The sequence below is a fragment of the Neobacillus drentensis genome, from assembly GCF_036965645.1.
GTDB lineage: Bacteria > Bacillota > Bacilli > Bacillales > Cytobacillaceae > Neobacillus > Neobacillus drentensis_D.
On the sequence record NZ_JBALPZ010000136.1, the window covers coordinates 1 to 19377 of the forward strand.

Consider the following 19377-nt stretch of genomic DNA (forward strand, 5'->3'; position numbering starts at 1 on the left):
CATTTAGCATTTTCACAATTAATTGTAAATCACTATAGACAATTTAACAATTACAAGTGCTTAAGTCAATCTTCTACCGGTTGATTAAATCTTTCAAATATTATGGCTAATCTATTTGGTAAGGTATTAATAATAATGAGCAGCTATTGGTGCCCGTTTTTTCTTTCATAAATTCTAAATTCAAAATCGTAAGGATTCTTTTCATTTTTAATCCCTTTTTCAACCGATGTTAGGACCCAATCCTCTTGATTAAATGAAGGAAAAAAGGTATCTGCAGCAAAGGTTTCATCAATATAGGTAATATATAGTCTATCTGCAAATGGAAAGGTCTCCCGAAAAATTTCAGCTCCTCCAATAACAAAAAATTCGTTTTCTTGCTTTCGGCTATTCATCACAAACTCATCAATTGAAGAGTAAACGGTACAGCCTTCACTTTGATAGTTAGGCTGCCTGGTAATTACGATATTTTCTCGTCCTGGCAGGACGCGTCCAATCGATTCATGAGTTTTTCTCCCCATTGCAATCGGGTGTCCCATTGTTACCCTTTTAAAAAACTTTAAGTCCTCCGGTAAATGCCATGGGAGTTGATTATCCTTTCCAATAGCACCATTTTGATCCATTGCGACAATAAAAGATATCATACACTTACGGCTCCTTTAATATGTGGATGCGGGTCGTAACCTTCTAAGGTAAAGTCGTCATATTCAAATGAGTAGATATCCTTCACATTTGGATTGATTTTCAAGGTTGGCAATTTCCGCGGTTCCCTCGACAATTGTTCTTTTACTTGTTCGAGATGGTTCTGATAAATGTGCACATCCCCAAAAGTATGAATAAACTCACCCGGTTTTAAGTCACAGACCTGGGCAATCATTAATGTTAAAAGCGCATAGGATGCAATATTAAAAGGGACACCAAGAAAGACGTCTGCAGAACGCTGGTATAACTGACAAGACAATTTTCCATCAGCAACATAAAATTGAAACAGACAGTGACAAGGCGGTAGTGCCATCTCGTCAATTTCAGCTACATTCCAGGCATTCACAAGCAATCTCCGTGAATTCGGATTGGTTTTAATTTGCTCAATTAATTCGCTGATTTGATCAACGGTTTTTCCATCAGCTCCTGTCCAAGAGCGCCATTGATGACCGTAAACAGGCCCCAATTCACCATGTTCATCTGCCCACTCATTCCAGATCCGCACCCCGTTCTCCTGCAGGTAACGTACATTTGTGTCTCCATTTAAAAACCAAAGCAATTCATAAATAATGGATCTAAGGTGCAGCTTCTTTGTCGTTAAGAGCGGGAAACCTTCCTCAAGGTTAAATCTCATTTGGTAGCCAAATGTGCTAATCGTCCCAGTACCTGTTCGGTCACCTTTAACATGGCCATTTTTCAGTACATGTTCGCATAATTGTAGATATTGTTTCAAGTTAAGACACTCCCTTTACTGCCATTCATATTTCTTCATTCTATCATGATAAAAAAAAGCTGCCAAACATGATGGCAGCTTCTTTAAAAAATACGCTAAACTTCTAATCCAAAATTTCGACAAAGAGCGGCTAATCCACCTGCGAAACCACTTCCAACAGCATTGAATTTCCAATCGCCATTATGGCGGTACAGTTCACAAAATACAACAGCCGTCTCAACTGAAAAGTCCTCACCAAGATCAAACCTTAGTACCTCACGACCCGTGTCCTCATCCACCAAGCGGACAAAAGCATTCGCTACCTGTCCAAAATTCTGATTTCTGGCTTCTGCATCATGGATCGTGACCGTTATGGCAATTCGCTGGATATTGGAAGGCACTTTACTGAAGTCAATTTTGATTTGCTCATCATCGCCATCCCCTTCCCCAGTCCGATTATCGCCTGTATGTTCCACTGCACCAGAAGGATGGATTAACTGATTATAAAAGATAAAATCACTTTCTTGATTTACGCTGCTGTTTCCATCCGTTAAAAAAGCAGACGCATCCAGGTCAAAATCATAACCGCCATGATATCGGTTTGTATCCCAGCCAAGACCGACAATGACCTTTGTTAACCCAGGGTTTGTTTTCGTCAGATCTATTCTTTGTCCTTTTGATAAGTTAATTCCCAACTAAACCACCTCTTACAAGCTTTTTCAGATAAGACAGAAATAGTAGAAAAGTGTCCAGATACAGCGTAAAATGCTTTTCAGAGGATTAACTGTAAGAACGAACCACTTCACTCAAGCTTGCAGCATTTGTTCCACTGCCGATCGCAGCAAACTTCCAATCATTGCCGTGGCGATAGATTTCCCCCGTCACTAGGCATGTAAGTCCGCTATAATTATCCGTTAAATTATAGTGAAGCAACTCTTGATTTGTAGTAGGATTAACCACTCGAATAAACGCATTTTGAATCATTCCAAAATGTTGTTTTCTTTTTACACAATCATAAATATTAACAACAAAAACTAATTTTTGAATGTTCGCGGGAACACGGCTTAGGTCAATCATTATTTGTTCGTCATCACCGTCTCCATCTCCTGTTAAATTATCACCGGAGTGCTGGACACTGCCATCGTTACTTTTTAAGTTTCCAAAATAAATAACATCTTTATTGTTTTGTAATTTGTCATTCGCCCCGAGCATTATAACAGAGGCATCACAGTCTACATTGGAGCTACTAGCACCCCCGCCAAATAGGCCGCCGAATAACTTGCCGCCTCCGCCGCTTTGGACAGGATCCCAGCCTAAACCTACCATGATTTTCGTTAATCCCGGATTTCCTTTTGTTAAATCAACTCGCTGGCCTTTTTGTAAATTAATTGCCATATCATTCACCCCATTAAAATATTTTGTATAGAATTAGGATTGTTTCAATTTTTTAAAGTTCTCTTGAAGCTGCTCTAAACGTTTCGTGCCTTCAATACGAAGACGTTTATTCTCTTCCTCAATTGCTCGTGTTTCCTGCATCCCTTTGATAATAATGTTCCAGGATTCTTCAATCGTCTCGATTTTAATGCTAGGACCGCCAGCAAGTCTTGCGATATCCGTACTTTGTTGAGAAATATTCTGAGCATTTCTTAATAACATCTCATTGGTTCTTCGGTCAAGCTCGCTCATTGAATCGGCGACAAGCTTCTGCCTTTTTGCTGCAACTGCTTGAATTAAACCATTTTTAAAAATAGGAATCGTTGTTACAAAAGCAGAGTTAATTTTTCCAATAAGTTTGGTATTCCCTCTTTGCAACAATCGAATTTGTGGAGCAGTCTGTAGTGAAACCATCTTTGCCATTTCTAAGTCATATATCCTCTGTTCCAACAAGTCAATTGCATTTTTTAACGAATCCAACTGCATCGAAGCAAGTTGATCACCTTGAGCGACGCGGGCTTCAAGCTGTGGAAGGCTGGTGTTCTTCAATTCTTCTACCTTTAATTCACCGGCAACAATATATTTTTCAAGTGTTAGATAATATTGATAGTTTTGTTCATACATTTGTTCAAGCATATTAGTGGCATCGACCATTTCATGCTGATATTTTGAGATTTCCACATAAACTTTGTCGATTTCGGATCCCATTGTCTGATACTTGCCAAACAGCTTTTCGACGATTTTTTCGCCCTTTTTAAACAGCTTGCCAAAAAGCCCCCCTGAGGTCTTCTGAAAATCCTTAGCATCAAATTTATCCATTATCCGCCCAAGATGTTTCAGTAGTTCACCAGAATCTTCTACTTTGGTTGTCCTCATATTACTTAAGATTTGATCCGAGAAACGAGATATTTGCACGGCCGGCTCTTTTCCAAATTCCAATATTTGAATTTGGTCACGTTCATCAATAGTGCGAGCTAAATTTTGAATTTCTGGTTCTTTTCGTAAAGCAAGTTTTATATCTGATACTTTTGTTTCGGTTAGAACATCATCAGCCGCTGCAGGTGTTAAACCGTTAGATGGATTTGGTGATAAATTCACTGTTTAATCTCCCCTTAGATTTTTTAAGATTCCTTGAAAAAGCCCTTTTTTAAAAAGCGATGGTTCCTTATACTCCAAGTCAAACACCACTTCATCAAGCCAGTGCTTATCAAATAATCGTTCATCGACATAGTTTTCGATATCATTATGGCCTGGTGGATTATACAAAATGAGATCAATCCCAAATTGATTTAGAAGCAGAAGCAGTGCTGCATCCGACCTTGATAACCTTCCTGCCGTTTCGTTATTGTAAATAATTAATTTAGGGACAGCTTGAGAATAATCAAATTTCTCCATTAACTGAATGATATTCTTAGGCATAAACATCGCCTGGGTAAACAGATAAACTTTTACTTCTTCGTCAGTTTCCGCCGCTGAGAGCGGTTTTAAAGCGGGTGCTTCACAAAGCCTTCTTATGGCTTGGACTATCCCTTTTTGCAATCCTGAAGCCAAGAAGGAATAGGGCCAATAATGTGATTGCATCACCTTCTCAGTACTTAATACACCATCTTTACCAAGTGCATTACGATAGTGAAAGCGAAAATCACTAGTACTTGGACTCGTAAAAGGCAGTCCCCTAATCAGCAAGCTATGTTCTAATTGACTAATCGATTGAAGCCGTTCCCAATATTCTTTCCGGTTTTTACTTACACCATGGACTTTAGCAAATATCGACGGAATCTTAACTTCACCGTTACTCACCTCAAAGTCCGGACGGATCATTGCCATTTCTTTCGCTAGGATAAACAGCTCGTCATAGGTCGTTTTTAACGTAATGGACGAAGGTGTATAATCCCGTAATTGCCAGGGCTTATAAAGACCGGAACCCTCAGAATTTAGGATCGATTCAATCTCTTTTGATGCCCGGTAAGCAACTGTCGTTTTCCGGCTGCGCTTTTCCTGGGGAAATGGCTCTGCAGGCTGCTGATTTGGGTAATGATACGTGAAGATTTCTTCCGTGACTAAGCCAGATAATATATCTCTGCCTTCCGGATGGAAGATGATGAGATCACAGCCAAGTTTGATTAAATAATATAAAAAGTATTGATGACTTTTTTTAAAGTCGCCATACCACAAGAATTTGGGCATTGCCTTTTGCGGATCAGCTTGTTCTAACAGAAGTTGTAAATGATTCAAGGACCATTTTACAAGATCGACCAAAACCCTTCTGAGTTCATGATTTTTTAACCCATTCGTTTCGCGGTTTGCAAATAATTCAAGTGTGGAAATCATTGCTTCTCTTAGCTTTCGGTGAATAACCGGTACCTTGGATTTTAACAATAACTGTTCACCATCAAGAAACGCCGTGAAACGATTAATAGAAAGCTTTTGCTCGTTATTTATATTTATGACCCTTTGAATCGCTTGAAAGTGAGTATTATGTATGGTTTTATCCAGAGAATCCTCACTTAACAATTTAAGGTTCCATTCCTGGTTATGGACATAATCATACAACTGGTTATAATACTCATCCGTGTCTATAGGTAAGCCCAAAAACGTTCCAATTACTTGCCCAATCTGAATCGTTCCATTTTCAACTGAATAATTCGGCCGTTCCGGCAGCGTTTTTTTCAGCATGCCCTGCCAATTTTCAAATGAAAGGGATACAGGATGGACGTTTAACTGATTTAATGTTGGATACAATCATAATCCCTTCCCTCTAAAAGCGAAGCTTATTGTTATCGATTAGAAAATTATGTAAGGTTTCCATTTCATCATATCACAGTTATTTCATTGGTTCATTTGTTTATACGAAAGAGAGCCAAATTTGTTTCATTTTAGCTCAATTCCTCTTTTTTCACGTTTTTGCCTGTCCCTACATATGAATGGAGTACTCATACTAAGTAGGTGACTCAAATGAGATTTTTATATAAAAGACCGAAACTGGATCACGTATCGGAGGAGTTAGAAACCTTAATGGAAGTAATGGTATCTGACCTATTTATTTATTTAGATTTATTTATTTTCAGCTTTATCTTTACTATATTCTTATCTCCAGTTATCCCATCATTAACCATGGCCCTTCTGTTTTTTCTTGCAAGCTACAGTTTTTTTGGCAGCCTTTACTATTTTGTTATTAGTAAAATCACGATAAAAAAATAGGATTAGTGTGGGCTAGTTGATAGAAATGTTGGATAATCTCTTCTCCTGCACGAACACCTTTATTTATTGTTAAAATCGAGTTGCAGCCACCTGACACATAGGCTAAATGTTTGGCAAGCTCTCCATGGTTTGGAACAAATCGGTGCTGACAGTTCTTTAGGAAGTCCCAATCAAGAATAGAATCGCCCGCTCCAGCAACCGTTTTCACCCCTTCAAGTTGACAAATAAAGTTAAGAGCGTTTCCTTTGCTAATTGCCTGAGGGATAAAGTATAGTTTTCTGCCTTGGAGCGAAATCCTCCATCCCAAATTGGCAGCCAAATCCTTTATGGATTTTCTGTCTGCTTCAGAAGGTAGGCAGTTTAATAGATAATAGAAAAACCATTCCTCGGCCTGTTTCCTTTCCCCGTCAAGATAGACATTTTCCCTTTCTAAAATGGAAAGCAGTTCTGCTTGCGAAACAGATTCTATTTTCAATCGGTTACGGGTTTGCTCTGACCACTCCTTCATCGGAAGCCCATAATAAAGAATATTGGCACCATTTGACGTTATGGCATATTTACATTTAATATCTTGAGCAAAAATGACAATTCGACTAAACTGCTCTATCGTCCTAGTGGTGACGGGAACAAATAAATTTTGACTTGATAGTTCTTTTAACAGGTTATAGGAGCTTTCTGTCATAAAAGCACCCCAGCTTCCGTCCCTAGGTTCAACTTGTGTTAACACTAAACCCTCAGGTACTCCAAACTCTTCAATTGCCCGTTTAGAATAAATTAATGTTCGGTCAAGGTCAGATGCAAATATCATGCCTGCGTCCCCTTGACCTTTTTAATAAGACCACAGCACAAATATTTCATATCTGGATAGGCCTGGACTTCCACTCCTTTTTCTTCAGCAAGCATTAGGATATGTTTAACGAACGGGCTTGAAGGATCTCGCATTAAAATTTTCCATGGAACCCTGCGGAGGAGGACCCTCGTTGTTTCTCCAACTCCAGGCTTAATATAATGGGAACTCTCAATCGAAAATTCAGCTTGTATTTTTTTTACATCCTCTAACCCTAAAAATCCTGTATCGAGTTTACTAGACAAAAGCTTCGAGGCAGAGTTCTCCGCTTCCTTAGCAATGTTAGAAAATTCTTCTGCTATCAAATTAATGAACTCATTAGAAAGATCTTCTGAAAGCAGATTTTGATAGAATTTAGCCCCGTGAAAATCATCCTTACCGATATATGCTTCATTTAACACCGTCCTGCTGACTAGACCTGAAACAGTTGAATTTAAACAAGCACTAGGAATTAAAAAGTCTTCTCTTGTACCAAAAAGGGTGGTACAGCAGCCAGGATCAGCAATAACGGCAAGCGTATCATCAAGCGGCAGTCGATATTTTTCTTCATATTCTCGGCATGCCTTTGTTAATTCTAATGATATTGCCCCCTTCCCCGTCCAGCCGTCTACAAATTGAATTTTACTAGTGGGATGCTCTTGTTTGATATAGTGAAGGGCATTTTCATCAATTCCCTTATCACGGATTATAGAAATACTATAATGAGGTAAGCTGACACCGTACTTCAACTTTAGATACCGTTTAATTAAGATCCCAACCGGTGTCCCAGCCCGGGCAAGCGACACAAGAACCACATTGGAACCCTTTAGTTGAAAGATTTGCTCTGAGACAATCCCCACACATAAGGCTACTTTTTGCTTATAATGCAGTAATGTATCCCAAAAAACCTTTACATACTCTTTTGGAGGCTGATATTCGATCGGCAGTGATTCGCTGTAATGACCCCCAGATTGAATCTTTGTTTCGCGATTTAGTGCGGTATCCTCTAAAACTATGTCACTTAAATCCTTTAATAAAAAAAGAACATCATCCTCGTGATAGGTTCCAATTTTGGCAGGTTTGTTAAGTATTTTTTGCATCTTATTCACCTCTATCCCTTGAAAAAAAGACAATTTTTATTGTTCGAAAAGCTAATTCTGAAAGTACGTTAAGCATTGGCTGAAGCTGTTCTTCTGAAACTTCCCTTTCAAAAAATACATATAATTCATCGTAGTGATTCGGAGGAATATTATAAACAAAGTGTGAAATATTCTCGTTCTCTGGATTAGGGAAGTGAACCCCAAACCTCGCCCCATATCCCTCTTCATTCTCGATGTATATCGGACTTCTGGTCGTGGATTGATAATAAACACCCCTGCCCATTTCAGCAGCTAGTTTCATAGGCAAATACATAAATTCACCAGTTCCGAGGCATAGTGTTCGATCCCCCGCTCTTTTTTGCCTTAAGAAATCTGCAGCAGAAGAAACTTTCTTGTGTAAAGTAAAATTTTCTGAGCTCTTTAAACCAAAACGCCCTGTTTCGTTAAGATAGGGGATTCCATTCAATTGAACTTCAGAAGAATACCTAGAAGCTGTAAAATAAGAATCAAGATGCAATACTTCAATAGAGGTCCCTTTATTAGGTGTTTCGACCTTTTTAGAACAAGCTTCAATTTCTTTTACTTGATGAATCTCAACATGCCCGGATAGTAAACTAACCACATTTATCTTAATTCCTAATTCTTGTTCCAGCCTTAAAAACTTTTGCTGATATTCCGGTGAACGCCAATCCAAAATACTTACTACAGTATAATGAGGTCTTGGAAATTTCTCCTGAATAGATTTGATAATATTTAAGGCTGTTTTACCTGTTGTTATTTCATCATCAACGAGAATAATTTCACGCTGATGATCCATCATCTCTTTGGAAATATAACAACGATGGGATGTTGCGTGAGAATGTTCCTCCTCGAATGTTATGACAGGTGCTTCCCCCCGAATCTCTTCTCTGGTAGTATGAAAAAACTCAGCAGCCTGGAAACAATCAAAAAAAGCATGTCCAAGGGCAGTGGCCGTTTCCGCAAAGCCAATGATGACTGGTTTGAAACGTTCAGGAATAAAGGGACGGCTGTAAAAATGACCACCATTAAGAAAGAAAGCTAGCAATCTCTCTTTTTCCCGGCATTCTAATTCCTTAACCTTTTCTAGATATCTTGCACCAAGAAGAGCGGCAATTATCAAGCCCTTATTTGGTTCAATGGGTAAATGTTTACCTAGCACCTTGCTAATAAATAAAAACGAGCGCTTCTTATTAATTCTGGCAGCCATTGTAAAAAGATCGTTTATAGGAATATGATATGGATTATCGAGGCAATCTATTTCTACCTTTATTGTTTCAAGGATGTTAAACGTATACTTCTTTTCTGATAAGGTCAATGCTTGTGAATTCTTCATGTAACACCCCGTAAACCTGTGATTTTAATAATATTTTTTGGGCCCAAAAATAATGAGGCTTTACTTCGTTCATTTTATTCGAAAATTCACTTTTCATAACCCCATTATGATCATTGAATGCTTTGACTATATTAGAAGCATCGATAAATTCTTCATAGGAAACCACATTAAGAGCCTGAACCACCTTTATATGTGATGGATGAATGATCGTCTTTCCTGTTAATCCATTACTAATATCCAACAAAATTTCACGGATGAGCCCATCCATATTTTCAACAATTAATTGAGCTCTCCATTTGAGACCTTCTTCACCATATCGTTCAAGGAACGGAGTTTGCCGGAGTTGAGGCTTTAACATTCTTTTTTTCGCAGAAAAATATTCCCAGACAGGACCGGATACCACATATGGATTATCACTTCGTTGAAAAACATTTATAATATCGGAAATGCAATCTCTTAAAACAGCAATATCATAAACAGTTGTATCCATATTTCTCCGTATACCGTACAAACCACAGAAATCAGTTGCCCCTATTCGAACATTCAGAATATAATCCCTGTATTGATCTAAAAGGTGCTTAATCTCCATTAATTCATCCAATCTTGTTTCCTTCTGGATGATTTTAGCTGATTCTAGAATGGGCATTGCATAAAAAGGATGAGCATCCGTATGAATGTCACGAACCATTTCTAATAAACCCCTGCCATGTTCGGCGCTGAATTTAGGTATTACTACCCCCGTTAGAAGATTCAATGCATCACCTAATTTTTCCTTGAGGTGCTTTAACTGATCAAATTGACGTATCCGGATAAACATGAGCGGTAAATCCTTGAAGTTTAAGAACCCTTTATTACATTCATCCTGTAACTTTAATAATTCCCCAACTAGTAAATCTTCTGCGAAATCTACTTCATGGTCGCTTACTGCATCCTCCAAATCTATGACAAGGGAGGTTAAGCCTTCATGCTTTTTTGAAAGGATCTCCTGATGGATATTTGGCCGAGTAGCCGGCATATAAAGTGTTGCACCTAAAGCATAGGACAACTGCTCACGGTTTGTGTATTTTGTAAATGTCCCAGGTCTTTGGAAGAAAAAACGTGCAATTTCATCTTTGTAAAAATATGTAAAAAATTCCATAACAGTTTCTCCTCTGTGAATGGTAAAAAAGAGAGGGAAACAGACTTTCGTCAGCTCCCCACCCTTTGACAAACATTATGAATTACTTTCCTTGCTGCCTTGCTTTTTCTTATTGTTATTGTGAACGATAAAAGTAGCACCAAAGGTAAGTAATAAGATTATAAAGAATGTAATATGTCCCATTTCAATATGAAATACAGCAAGGAGCATTTTAATCGCAATAATTAGGATTAAAATATAAGCTGTTGTTTCTAGTTCTGGCACGCGGTCGATTAGTGTTAAGAAGACACCTGCAACACCCCGCATCATTAATACGCCAAGCATTCCGCCAATTAATAGAACCCACACCTCTTCACTAACACCAAACGCTGCCAAGACACTGTCAACGGAAAAAGCAATATCCATCAATTCGACAGCAGCAACGGTTCCCCAGAATGTTCCAAATAAACGAATTAAGAGTCCTTTTTGATTGATTCCTTCCTCATGCTGCCCTTCTTCCTCAGCACCTTTACGTTTATCTAAAAAGTATTTAATGGATAACCATGCCAAGTAACCCGCACCTAATATTTTTACCCACCAAAGTTTGATTAAGAATACACCAATACCGATCGCAATAAAACGGAAGGCATAGGCCCCTAATAAGCCGTAAAACAGAGCTTTCTTTCGTTTTTCGGGTGGCAGATGTTTAACCATAACCGCTAAAACTAAGGCATTATCGGCAGAAAGTAAACCTTCCAAAATAACAAGAGTTCCTATCAATCCCCAGCTGACAGGATTTGTTAACACCTCTCCCCACATTTCCCAGTTAAAAAACTGTGAGTATGTATCTAATATATGTTGTAAAACTGACATTAAAAGAATTCCCCCTAGATAGTAAACATAATTTTTTAAAAAGACCCATCTGACTGGGTCTTTTTTTTGGCTGTGTTAAAGTAGGATGTTGTTTTCCGCTCCATTCAACATCTAGATTAAATCAACAATGACCTATAACACAGCCTTTTTTATTATTAACCGATAGATAATCCAAAGTCTGTTGCTAAGGCTGCTAATCCGCCCTGATATCCACTGCCTATCGCACTAAATTTCCACTCACCGTTGTGGCGATATAATTCTCCGACCACGATCGCAGTCTCAATCGAAAAATCTTCCCCTAAATCATAACGAATTAGTTCTTCGCCAGTTGCCTCATTAAAGATCCGGGCATAAGAATTGCTGACTTGACCAAAGTTTTGATTCCTGCTATCTGCTTCGTGAATCGTAATGGTAAATGCAATCCTCTGGACATTTGCTGGAACAGCCGTTAGATTAATTTTTACTTGTTCATCATCGCCATCGCCATCACCAGTGCGGTTATCTCCGGTATGTACGACGGCACCGCCTGCACCCTCACGATTATTGTAAAATATGAAGTCTGTTTCATTCGTTACTTTGCCGTTCTCTCCTAAAAGGAAAACGGATGAATCCAAGTCAAAATCATTACCGCCATCATATTTATTAGTGTCCCATCCTAATCCAACCACAACACTTGTTAAGCCAGGATTCGTTTTTGTTAAATCAACCTTTTGACCCTTTGATAAACTTACTGCCATTTTTACATTCCTCCATTTTTGTTGATAGATTATTTACGAGTTTCTTTTAAAAAGGTTTCATTTATTATAAAAAATTTTTACGAAGGACTAGCTCATCCATTTTGGTGGAGTATTTTTGTCCCAATAAATGGAACCCAGCTCATAATGGGTATGAAAATTATCATGATAGCTATGATAATGAAAATTAAACCAGTACCCAGATTGCGGCGGATTATCGCGTCTTACATGGAAACGTATAATATCTTTCCCTGAAACATTATCTTTTATATTAAAAATTTTCTCAGAAAGCCCGGAACCAGGCTGTTCTGTAATGGTTAGATTCTTTAAATGCTCCTCTGGAAACTGAGATGCTGTTTCTGAAATTGCCTTTTCAATATTCGGTAAAATTGCTTCTCGAAATTCATTTTCGATGACTGGCTTAATCTTAGTACCAAACTTTTGATAGGATTGAATTTCTGCCTGATTAATTAATTCCTGCATAAACTTTTCTCTGTTAAACTCCGTTTCTATTAAATAACTATTTGCCTGAACGAAGCTTCTTTCTGGGGCAGGGGTTTCAAAACCGTCTCGGTCATTGATTTTATTTGCGTTTGCCTGATTGATTAGTTGTGATGGGGTTACTAGACCAAATGTTAAAATCGATATTGTGACAAATAGTGATTTTCGCAGCCACTTGTTCATAGTCGGTTCACGCCTTTATAGTAATAGATTTCTAAATTTACGTTTCTTACAAAATATTATACTTCTTTTTTGAGAAAAATGGAAAAAAACTGAAAGAACGAACCTTCAGTTTTTTTCTATTACTCCAAAATGAAATTTTGCGGTTTTTCGGCGCATGACGTGAAAGCCATATTTTTCAAAACGCAAGCTTTTGTATTGATCTTTTAAGACTACTCTATATTTAGCTACCCTGATTGCCTCGGTAATCATTTCATCGGTCAGATTATCATGAATAGCAAAATGTCCTAAAGCTTTAATCCCATCGGATTCAAGAATCGTTTCTTCAAACATCGGATCAAAATAAACGCAATCAACAGATGAATCTCCTTGATTTTTTAAATAATCACGGGCATTTGTATGGATCACACTGACACGGTTCATCGCCTCATTTATGGATTGAAGGCTGGACTCCCATGTTTTCAGTCCCTCTTGAACAACGTAAGCCAGATATTTTTGACCCTCTATACCGGTGACCATACCTTCCCTACCGACTAGGTAGCTTGCAACAATAGCATCTGATGCGAGACCAAGTGTACAGTCAAGAACCTTCATTCCCTTTGTGAGTTTTGCAGCATGTGCAAATGGATCGCCATCTCCGCTAATTAAGCGCTTTATTCGAAACATGGCCGAATTTGGATGGAAGAAAAACGGCTGTGAACTATTCTTCTCAAAAAGCTCCAAGCGTTCTTTCCCGACTACTAGACAGTCGCTGTCTGCCTGTTGTTGGATCTGTTTTATCGATTTCTTTTCCCTAGGAAGATAGGGAACCTGCAAATATTCGGCCATTTGCCTTGCTCTCTCGATCATTTCCTCGGTGGTTCTCCCTGCGGTTGTGACAATCATTTCATCAACTCTTTTTTTGATAGTGGCTGTGTTAAAGGTTACTGTTGATTTGGGGACAATGTTGATTGGATCGGATAAGTACGACTCCTGCGGGAGTACGNNCAGGCGCTTTAGCGCCGAGGAGGCTCCCAGGCACGCCCGCGGAAAGCGAACGACCGGAGCGGAAATCAACATCCAAGATTAACACAGCCTTGATAGTAAAAAAGAAAAGGACGTCTACCGACATCCCCTTTCTTAACAGTGGGCTTCAAATGCGCCCAATAAGTTTTGCATGACAGCTTCCATCGGCATGCCTTCAATATCATGTCTAGGAATAAAATGAACCACTTGTTTGTCTTTTAGTAATGCCATTGATGGAGATGAAGGCTCGATTCCTTCAAAATACTCACGCATTTTAGCTGTAGCTTCTTTATCTTGCCCAGCAAAAACAGTTACTAAATGATCCGGCTTCTTCTCACTATTTAACACAGCCTGGGTTGCTGCAGGTCTTGCTAAGCCCGCTGCACAGCCGCATACGGAATTAACTACAACAAGTGTTATACCAGTTGTCTTTTCCATAAAATCTTCGACTTCTTCCCCTGTATTCAATTCCTCGAATCCTGCTCTTGTTAACTCTTCACGCATTGGTACAACCATTTGTTTCATATATTCTTCGTATGCATTTGACATCTACATTCACTCCATTTCTTCTCCATATAGAATACTATAATTATGGATATTATTCAAAATTACTGGTCTGATTTTCTTGCTTCTGTCATTTGTTTCCAAACAGAACCTTTCGCTTCTGCTCCGCCTTCAATTCTTTCAATGGCCATTTTAATTTGCATGCTGACTTCAAATTCCGGGTCATTTTCGGCCTCTTTTAGGGCTGGTAAAGAATCCTCATCGCCTGCCTCATATAGAAACATAGCCGCTCTCCAACGCACAAGCTTACTCGTATCCTTCAATGCTTTCGCCATTTCCTCTGCTGCCTCAGGAAAACCTAAATCGGATAAGCAATCACCGGCTGTTCTGCGGACCGTTACTGTCTTATCTTTTAATGCATTATATAGTACCGGCAGAACTTCCTTCTCTTTAATCATACCAAGATAGACTGTTGCCAGTCTGCGAATGGAGGGTTTCTCATCTTGTAACGCTTTTTCAAGCATAGGTAAATCCTCAATTTCAGGGTCATCCATTTGCTCCAAGAGCTGATAGCGCACCTGCCAGTCAGGATTGTTTAAATCCTCAATTGTTACTTTTTTACGAGTTCGCTTTGCTTTCTGGACAATGGGTGTACCTGAGCTTTTCGCTTTTGTGACCAGTGCTTCAAGACGATCCTTCGGATAGGCAGCAATTAATTCTTCGACAACCTCTTGACCAATCTGTTCAAAATCGCCATAGCGGACTCCTTGATTTTGCCATTTACGCAAAAGGATATAATTATCCTCAGGAAGCTGTGCCTGTTCCCTCGCTTTTAAAAAGTAATCTGGCATTCCAAACCTTCGTTCCGTGGAACTATCTGTCAGTTTAACCTGCAGAGGAATGTCTTTAAACATTTGAATTTCTACCTTAATTTCACCAAAATGCTCGTCTAGCTTGTTTATATTAGCAGTTTCCTCTGTTTTTTCACCAAACGCTTGGCGGACTTGAGGTAATAATTCCTTCCAATCATATTTTGCGTTTCGCTCTACAGCTAGAAAATCAGCAACATGGTATACACCCTTTATCCCTTCTACTTGCAGAATTGCTTGAATTATAGCAGGAGCGTCTGAAGAAGTTTCTTTTTTATAATTATGGCTTTTGCCCATTGGAAGTTCTTGGTCTAAATTAATTTTCATTGTATTTGGACTTGGCGTTGGTTCAATCGCCTTTATTTTCAACACAATCACCTAATTCTCATCATTTTCTTTCTACAAGTTTAACATAATGTTAATATTCTATTCATTGCATTTGCTTAGATAGAAAAGAAGTACGTCTCATTGACGTACCCATCTACTCTTGTTCAGCTATCTCTGCTAGGTACGACCAGCGCTCAATTAAATACTCTAATTTTTCGTTTAGTTCCTTTTCCTGTTTCATCAGTTCCTGTGCTTTTGTAAAGTCACTTCCGGTTGCAGCCATTTCGGCAGCTACTTCTTCTATTTTTGCCTCTGTATTGGAAATCACCTCGTCAATTTCTTCCCACTCTTTCTTCTCCTTAAACGTTAACCGCTTCTTTTTTTCCTTTTCTGGAGCTTTAGCTGGTGATATTGGCTTTGATACAGCGTTTTTTTGTGCTTCAAGCGCTGTTTCTTTTTCAATGTATTCACTGTAATTCCCATAGAAAGAGTCTATTTCCCCTTCTCCGCGAAGAACTAGCAGCTGTTCCGCCACTTTATCTAGAAAATAACGATCATGGGAAACCGTCAAAACAACACCTGGGAAGTCTTCCAAATAATCTTCCAAAACCGTTAAAGTTTGTGTATCCAAATCATTCGTTGGCTCATCCAGCAAGAGGACATTAGGTGCTGTCATTAACAGCTTTAAAAGATAAAGACGGCGTTTTTCTCCACCAGATAATTTTCGAATCGGAGTACCATGAGTAAACGGTGGAAATAAAAAGCGTTCAAGCATTTGTGCAGCCGAAATAGTTTTACCATCCGATGTCTCGATAACTTCAGCAGTCTCTTTGATATATTCAATCATCCGCTTATTGTCATCCATGTCTTCGCTTTCTTGGGTATAAAAGCTGAGCTTCACTGTTTGCCCGATGTTAAATTCACCATCATCCAGTGGGATCTTCCTTGCTAAAATATTCAGTAATGTCGATTTACCGGCACCGTTTTTACCAATGATCCCAATCCTGTCTCCCGGCTTAACCAATAAATCGAAATGATCTAGGATTACTTTTTGCTCATATCGCTTGGATGCATTTTTCAATTCAAAAACTTGCTTACCCAGCCGGCTTCCATTTAATGTAATATCCAACTTTTCACCGGATGGCTTTCCGGTTGTAAGCTTGTCATCTAGATCTTCAAAACGCTGAATTCTAGCTTTTTGTTTTGTTGACCTTGCCTTGGCACCACGTCTAATCCATTCCAGCTCTCTGCGAAATAAATTTTTATTTTTTTCATAGGTTGCTGCTTCGTTTTCCTCGCGAACCGCTTTGGCTTCCAAAAAGGCAGCATAGTTTCCTTTGTAGCTGTATAGATTACCGCCGTCTAATTCAAACATCCGATTGGCAACACGATCTAGGAAGTAGCGGTCATGTGTAACTAGCAAAATTGAACCATTATATCGGCTTAAATAATCCTCTAACCACTTAACAGAATCAAAATCAAGATGGTTGGTTGGTTCGTCTAAAATTAATAAATCCGGTTCAGCAATTAATACTTGTGCAAGTGCAACACGCTTTTTTTGCCCGCCTGAAAGTTCCCCGATTTTCTTTGTAAAATCTTCAATTCCTAATTTCATTAAGATGGACTTTGCATTTGTGCTGGCATCCCAAGCATTTAAAGCATCCATTTGCTTTTGTAAGTGAAAAAGCTCCTCTTGAATTTTTGTATCAGATGGGGAGATATTCAGTTTTAATAGAGTCTCTTCATATCCACGCATCAGTTTTAGAATCGGCGCATCACCGCGGAAGACTTGTTCAAGTACTGTTTTATCGAAATCTAATTCAGGCTGTTGAGATAAAAACGAAATGGTATACTCCTTAGGTGAGATAATTTTCCCCTCATCAGGTGCATCTAACCCAGCAATTATCTTTAATAAGGACGATTTTCCGGTCCCGTTTATGCCAATTAAACCCACACGCTCCTTTTCACTAATTGTAAAAGAAATATGGTCAAAGAGCTGCTTCTCACCATACGTTTTTGTAACATTTTCTACTGTGAGCATCTTCATAAATCTTGTCCATCCCATTCTTGATAAAATTGTTCTAAAAAGCTAAGCATCATTTCCTGACGCTTCTCTGCCATTTTTCTAGCGGTATCTGTATTTAATAAATCTTTTAATTTTAATAATTTTTCATAAAAATGGTGAATACTTGTTGATTTACCATTTCGATATTCTTCCAAGCGCATTTCTTCCCTGACTTGGATAGCAGGGTCATAGATAAGCTGGCCTTTTTTACCTCCATAAGCAAAGGCTCTTGCAATCCCAATTGCCCCAATTGCATCTAGACGGTCGGCATCCTGTACGATTTTTGCTTCAATGGTATTAAGCTCTGTTTTCTGGCCGCCTTTATATGAAATCGAGTCAATGATTTGAATAATATGTCCTTTGACCTCATCTGGAACCGAGATGGTTTTGAAAAAGGATTCGAGCTTGGCCCTCCCTAGTTCCACTGTTTTGTTTAGTTTTTCATCTGGTATATCATGAAGAAGTGCTGCCATTTCAATGACAAACGGATCTCCAAACCTTTCTTTTTTGCAAATATGTAAGGCATTACGCCGGACACGGTCAACATGGTACCAGTCATGGCCTGTGGCATCTTCACCTAGTTCATTTCGGACAAATTTTTCCGTTTGTTTAATTAATAAGTCCTTCATTTTCAAGCACCTGCCTTCACCCTTTGTTATTTTAACATGAATAGCAAACAAAAAATAACCCCGATGATTCGAGGTTATTTTTTGTTTGCCTGACGGCCGCTTTTTTTCTGGCTTTGTGAATTATTATTTCCGATTTGAAATTCACTGCCTAGTTCGACATCATTGCTAATATCCTGTTTTTCAATTTGTTTTCTCGTCTGATTAGGATTTTGTCTTCCCTGCTTACTCATGTGCACACCCCTCTCAACTAAGATGATGACCATTATAGTATGCACAATCTGTAGGAAAGTTATTTTAAGCCATTAAACCAACTAATTCCAAGAGTGTTTTCGCCAGCATGAACGCCGATAACCGCACCTAATGGACAGCTGATAATCTTAACTTCTGGATACTGTTCTTGCAGCTCAAGGTGCCAAGCTTTAGCTTGTTCCTCATGCAATCCGTACAAAAGATATACCTCCTTAAATTGTTTCTGTTCATATGAAATCCGAAAATAATCAAGAATTTTTTCTTTTGCTTTTTTCTCGCCTCTAACTTTTTCTTTCACGCTAAGTGCCCCATCTTCAATTGAAACAATTGGCTTGACATTTAGCATACTTCCAAGAAAGAATTGAAGTCCGCTCATACGGCCGCCACGATGAAGCTGTTCTAAACTTCCGACAAGAACATAGGTCTCACATGTGTCACGTATTTGTTCAAGCTGCTTGATCATCGATTCAATATGGTGGCCGTCATTAACTAGTTCCATCCCCTTTTTAATCAATGACGACATCGGAAACGTAAGGATGTGCGAATCAAAGGTAGTGACAGGTATTTCGACAAGTGACGCTGCTTGCTTGCTCGAGGAGACTGTCCCACTTAGTTTTCCTGAAATAAGAATAGTTACAATTTGGTCATATTCTTTTGATAATTGTTCATATAAAGATTGAAAAGAACCAACCGATGGCTGTGAGGTTTTCGGCGGGGTTTTTAATTCCTTTAATCGGGCAAATAATTCCTTCGGGGTTAAGTCTATACCATCAAAATATTCCTCTCCATCAAGTAAAACAGTTAATGGGATTGTATATAAGTCTGGATGATTCCTTAGCTCATGATCTAAATAGGCTGTACTGTCGGTTACCCATGCAGTCTTAACCATGTTTCACTCCCCCTATTATTAGTATGAGGTCATAATATCACACTAATATAACTGTACATTCAAATTTGAATATTGTAAATATTTTAAATACAAATAATCAGCTAACTTT

The 19377-nt window shown here is 38.7% G+C and carries 21 protein-coding genes; 1 reads left to right on the forward strand and 20 read right to left on the reverse strand.

Annotation, left to right across the window (positions count from 1 at the left end; all coding sequences use genetic code 11):
• Window positions 1-143: 143 nt before the first annotated feature.
• From V7266_RS23260 to V7266_RS23285, 6 genes are all read right to left on the reverse strand, one after another.
• Window positions 144-641 (reverse strand): dihydrofolate reductase, encoded by a 498-nt coding sequence (locus V7266_RS23260; protein ID WP_335471447.1) that lies wholly within the window; start codon window positions 639-641, stop codon window positions 144-146.
• Window positions 638-1432: a thymidylate synthase gene (locus V7266_RS23265; protein ID WP_335471449.1), complete on the reverse strand. Its 795-nt coding sequence runs from the start codon at window positions 1430-1432 to the stop codon at window positions 638-640. Before V7266_RS23265 ends, V7266_RS23260 begins: the two co-directional genes overlap by 4 nt.
• A 95-nt stretch (window positions 1433-1527) precedes the next feature.
• Window positions 1528-2106 carry a TerD family protein gene (locus tag V7266_RS23270; RefSeq protein ID WP_335471451.1) on the reverse strand — a complete coding sequence of 193 codons (579 nt, stop codon included), beginning with the start codon at window positions 2104-2106 and terminating at the stop codon, window positions 1528-1530.
• Window positions 2107-2191: 85 nt separating this feature from the next.
• Window positions 2192-2806 carry a TerD family protein gene (locus V7266_RS23275; RefSeq protein WP_335471453.1) on the reverse strand — a complete coding sequence of 205 codons (615 nt, stop codon included), beginning with the start codon at window positions 2804-2806 and terminating at the stop codon, window positions 2192-2194.
• Between the two features lie 33 nt (window positions 2807-2839).
• Window positions 2840-3943: a toxic anion resistance protein gene (locus tag V7266_RS23280; RefSeq protein WP_335471455.1), complete on the reverse strand. Its 1104-nt coding sequence runs from the start codon at window positions 3941-3943 to the stop codon at window positions 2840-2842.
• Window positions 3944-3946: 3 nt separating this feature from the next.
• Window positions 3947-5587 carry a YceG family protein gene (locus tag V7266_RS23285; RefSeq protein WP_335471457.1) on the reverse strand — a complete coding sequence of 547 codons (1641 nt, stop codon included), beginning with the start codon at window positions 5585-5587 and terminating at the stop codon, window positions 3947-3949.
• A 213-nt stretch (window positions 5588-5800) separates the two neighbouring features.
• Between V7266_RS23285 and V7266_RS23290 the strand changes: the two genes are divergently transcribed.
• Window positions 5801-6046: a hypothetical protein gene (locus V7266_RS23290; protein ID WP_335471458.1), complete on the forward strand. Its 246-nt coding sequence runs from the start codon at window positions 5801-5803 to the stop codon at window positions 6044-6046.
• Here the strand turns inward: V7266_RS23290 and V7266_RS23295 are convergent.
• From V7266_RS23295 to V7266_RS23360, 14 genes are all read right to left on the reverse strand, one after another.
• Window positions 6030-6854, reverse strand: coding sequence for a hypothetical protein (locus V7266_RS23295; protein ID WP_335471460.1), 825 nt, complete (start codon window positions 6852-6854; stop codon window positions 6030-6032). The two genes, V7266_RS23290 and V7266_RS23295, sit on opposite strands and share 17 nt — an antisense overlap.
• Entirely contained in the window at window positions 6851-7972 is a 1122-nt protein-coding gene (locus V7266_RS23300; protein WP_335471462.1) for a cysteine protease StiP family protein, read from the reverse strand. Before V7266_RS23300 ends, V7266_RS23295 begins: the two co-directional genes overlap by 4 nt.
• Window position 7973: 1 nt before the next feature.
• Complete coding sequence (locus V7266_RS23305) at window positions 7974-9326, reverse strand: phosphoribosyltransferase family protein (protein WP_335471464.1); 1353 nt, start codon at window positions 9324-9326, stop codon at window positions 7974-7976.
• Window positions 9277-10464 carry an HpcH/HpaI aldolase/citrate lyase family protein gene (locus V7266_RS23310; protein WP_335471466.1) on the reverse strand — a complete coding sequence of 396 codons (1188 nt, stop codon included), beginning with the start codon at window positions 10462-10464 and terminating at the stop codon, window positions 9277-9279. Before V7266_RS23310 ends, V7266_RS23305 begins: the two co-directional genes overlap by 50 nt.
• Window positions 10465-10539: 75 nt before the next feature.
• Window positions 10540-11316 (reverse strand): TerC family protein, encoded by a 777-nt coding sequence (locus V7266_RS23315; RefSeq protein ID WP_335471467.1) that lies wholly within the window; start codon window positions 11314-11316, stop codon window positions 10540-10542.
• A gap of 155 nt (window positions 11317-11471) precedes the next feature.
• Window positions 11472-12053 (reverse strand): TerD family protein, encoded by a 582-nt coding sequence (locus V7266_RS23320; RefSeq protein WP_335471469.1) that lies wholly within the window; start codon window positions 12051-12053, stop codon window positions 11472-11474.
• Window positions 12054-12140: 87 nt separating this feature from the next.
• Window positions 12141-12734 (reverse strand): YpjP family protein, encoded by a 594-nt coding sequence (locus V7266_RS23325; protein WP_335471470.1) that lies wholly within the window; start codon window positions 12732-12734, stop codon window positions 12141-12143.
• Window positions 12735-12839: 105 nt separating this feature from the next.
• Window positions 12840-13616: a class I SAM-dependent methyltransferase gene (locus tag V7266_RS23330; protein ID WP_335471471.1), complete on the reverse strand. Its 777-nt coding sequence runs from the start codon at window positions 13614-13616 to the stop codon at window positions 12840-12842.
• Window positions 13617-13850: 234 nt separating this feature from the next.
• Complete coding sequence (locus V7266_RS23335; RefSeq protein WP_335471473.1) at window positions 13851-14285, reverse strand: BrxA/BrxB family bacilliredoxin; 435 nt, start codon at window positions 14283-14285, stop codon at window positions 13851-13853.
• A gap of 59 nt (window positions 14286-14344) precedes the next feature.
• Entirely contained in the window at window positions 14345-15478 is a 1134-nt protein-coding gene (locus tag V7266_RS23340; RefSeq protein WP_335471474.1) for a conserved virulence factor C family protein, read from the reverse strand.
• 112 nt (window positions 15479-15590) lie between these two features.
• A complete protein-coding gene (locus V7266_RS23345) occupies window positions 15591-17483 on the reverse strand; it encodes an ABC-F family ATP-binding cassette domain-containing protein (RefSeq protein WP_335471475.1) in 1893 nt (630 codons plus the stop codon).
• On the reverse strand, window positions 17480-18130 hold the full coding sequence (locus V7266_RS23350; RefSeq protein WP_335471476.1) for an HD domain-containing protein: 651 nt from the start codon (window positions 18128-18130) through the stop codon (window positions 17480-17482). Before V7266_RS23350 ends, V7266_RS23345 begins: the two co-directional genes overlap by 4 nt.
• A gap of 74 nt (window positions 18131-18204) precedes the next feature.
• A complete protein-coding gene (locus V7266_RS23355) occupies window positions 18205-18360 on the reverse strand; it encodes a hypothetical protein (RefSeq protein WP_335471477.1) in 156 nt (51 codons plus the stop codon).
• 59 nt (window positions 18361-18419) lie between these two features.
• Window positions 18420-19268, reverse strand: coding sequence for a DegV family protein (locus V7266_RS23360; RefSeq protein ID WP_335471479.1), 849 nt, complete (start codon window positions 19266-19268; stop codon window positions 18420-18422).
• Window positions 19269-19377: the final 109 nt, after the last annotated feature.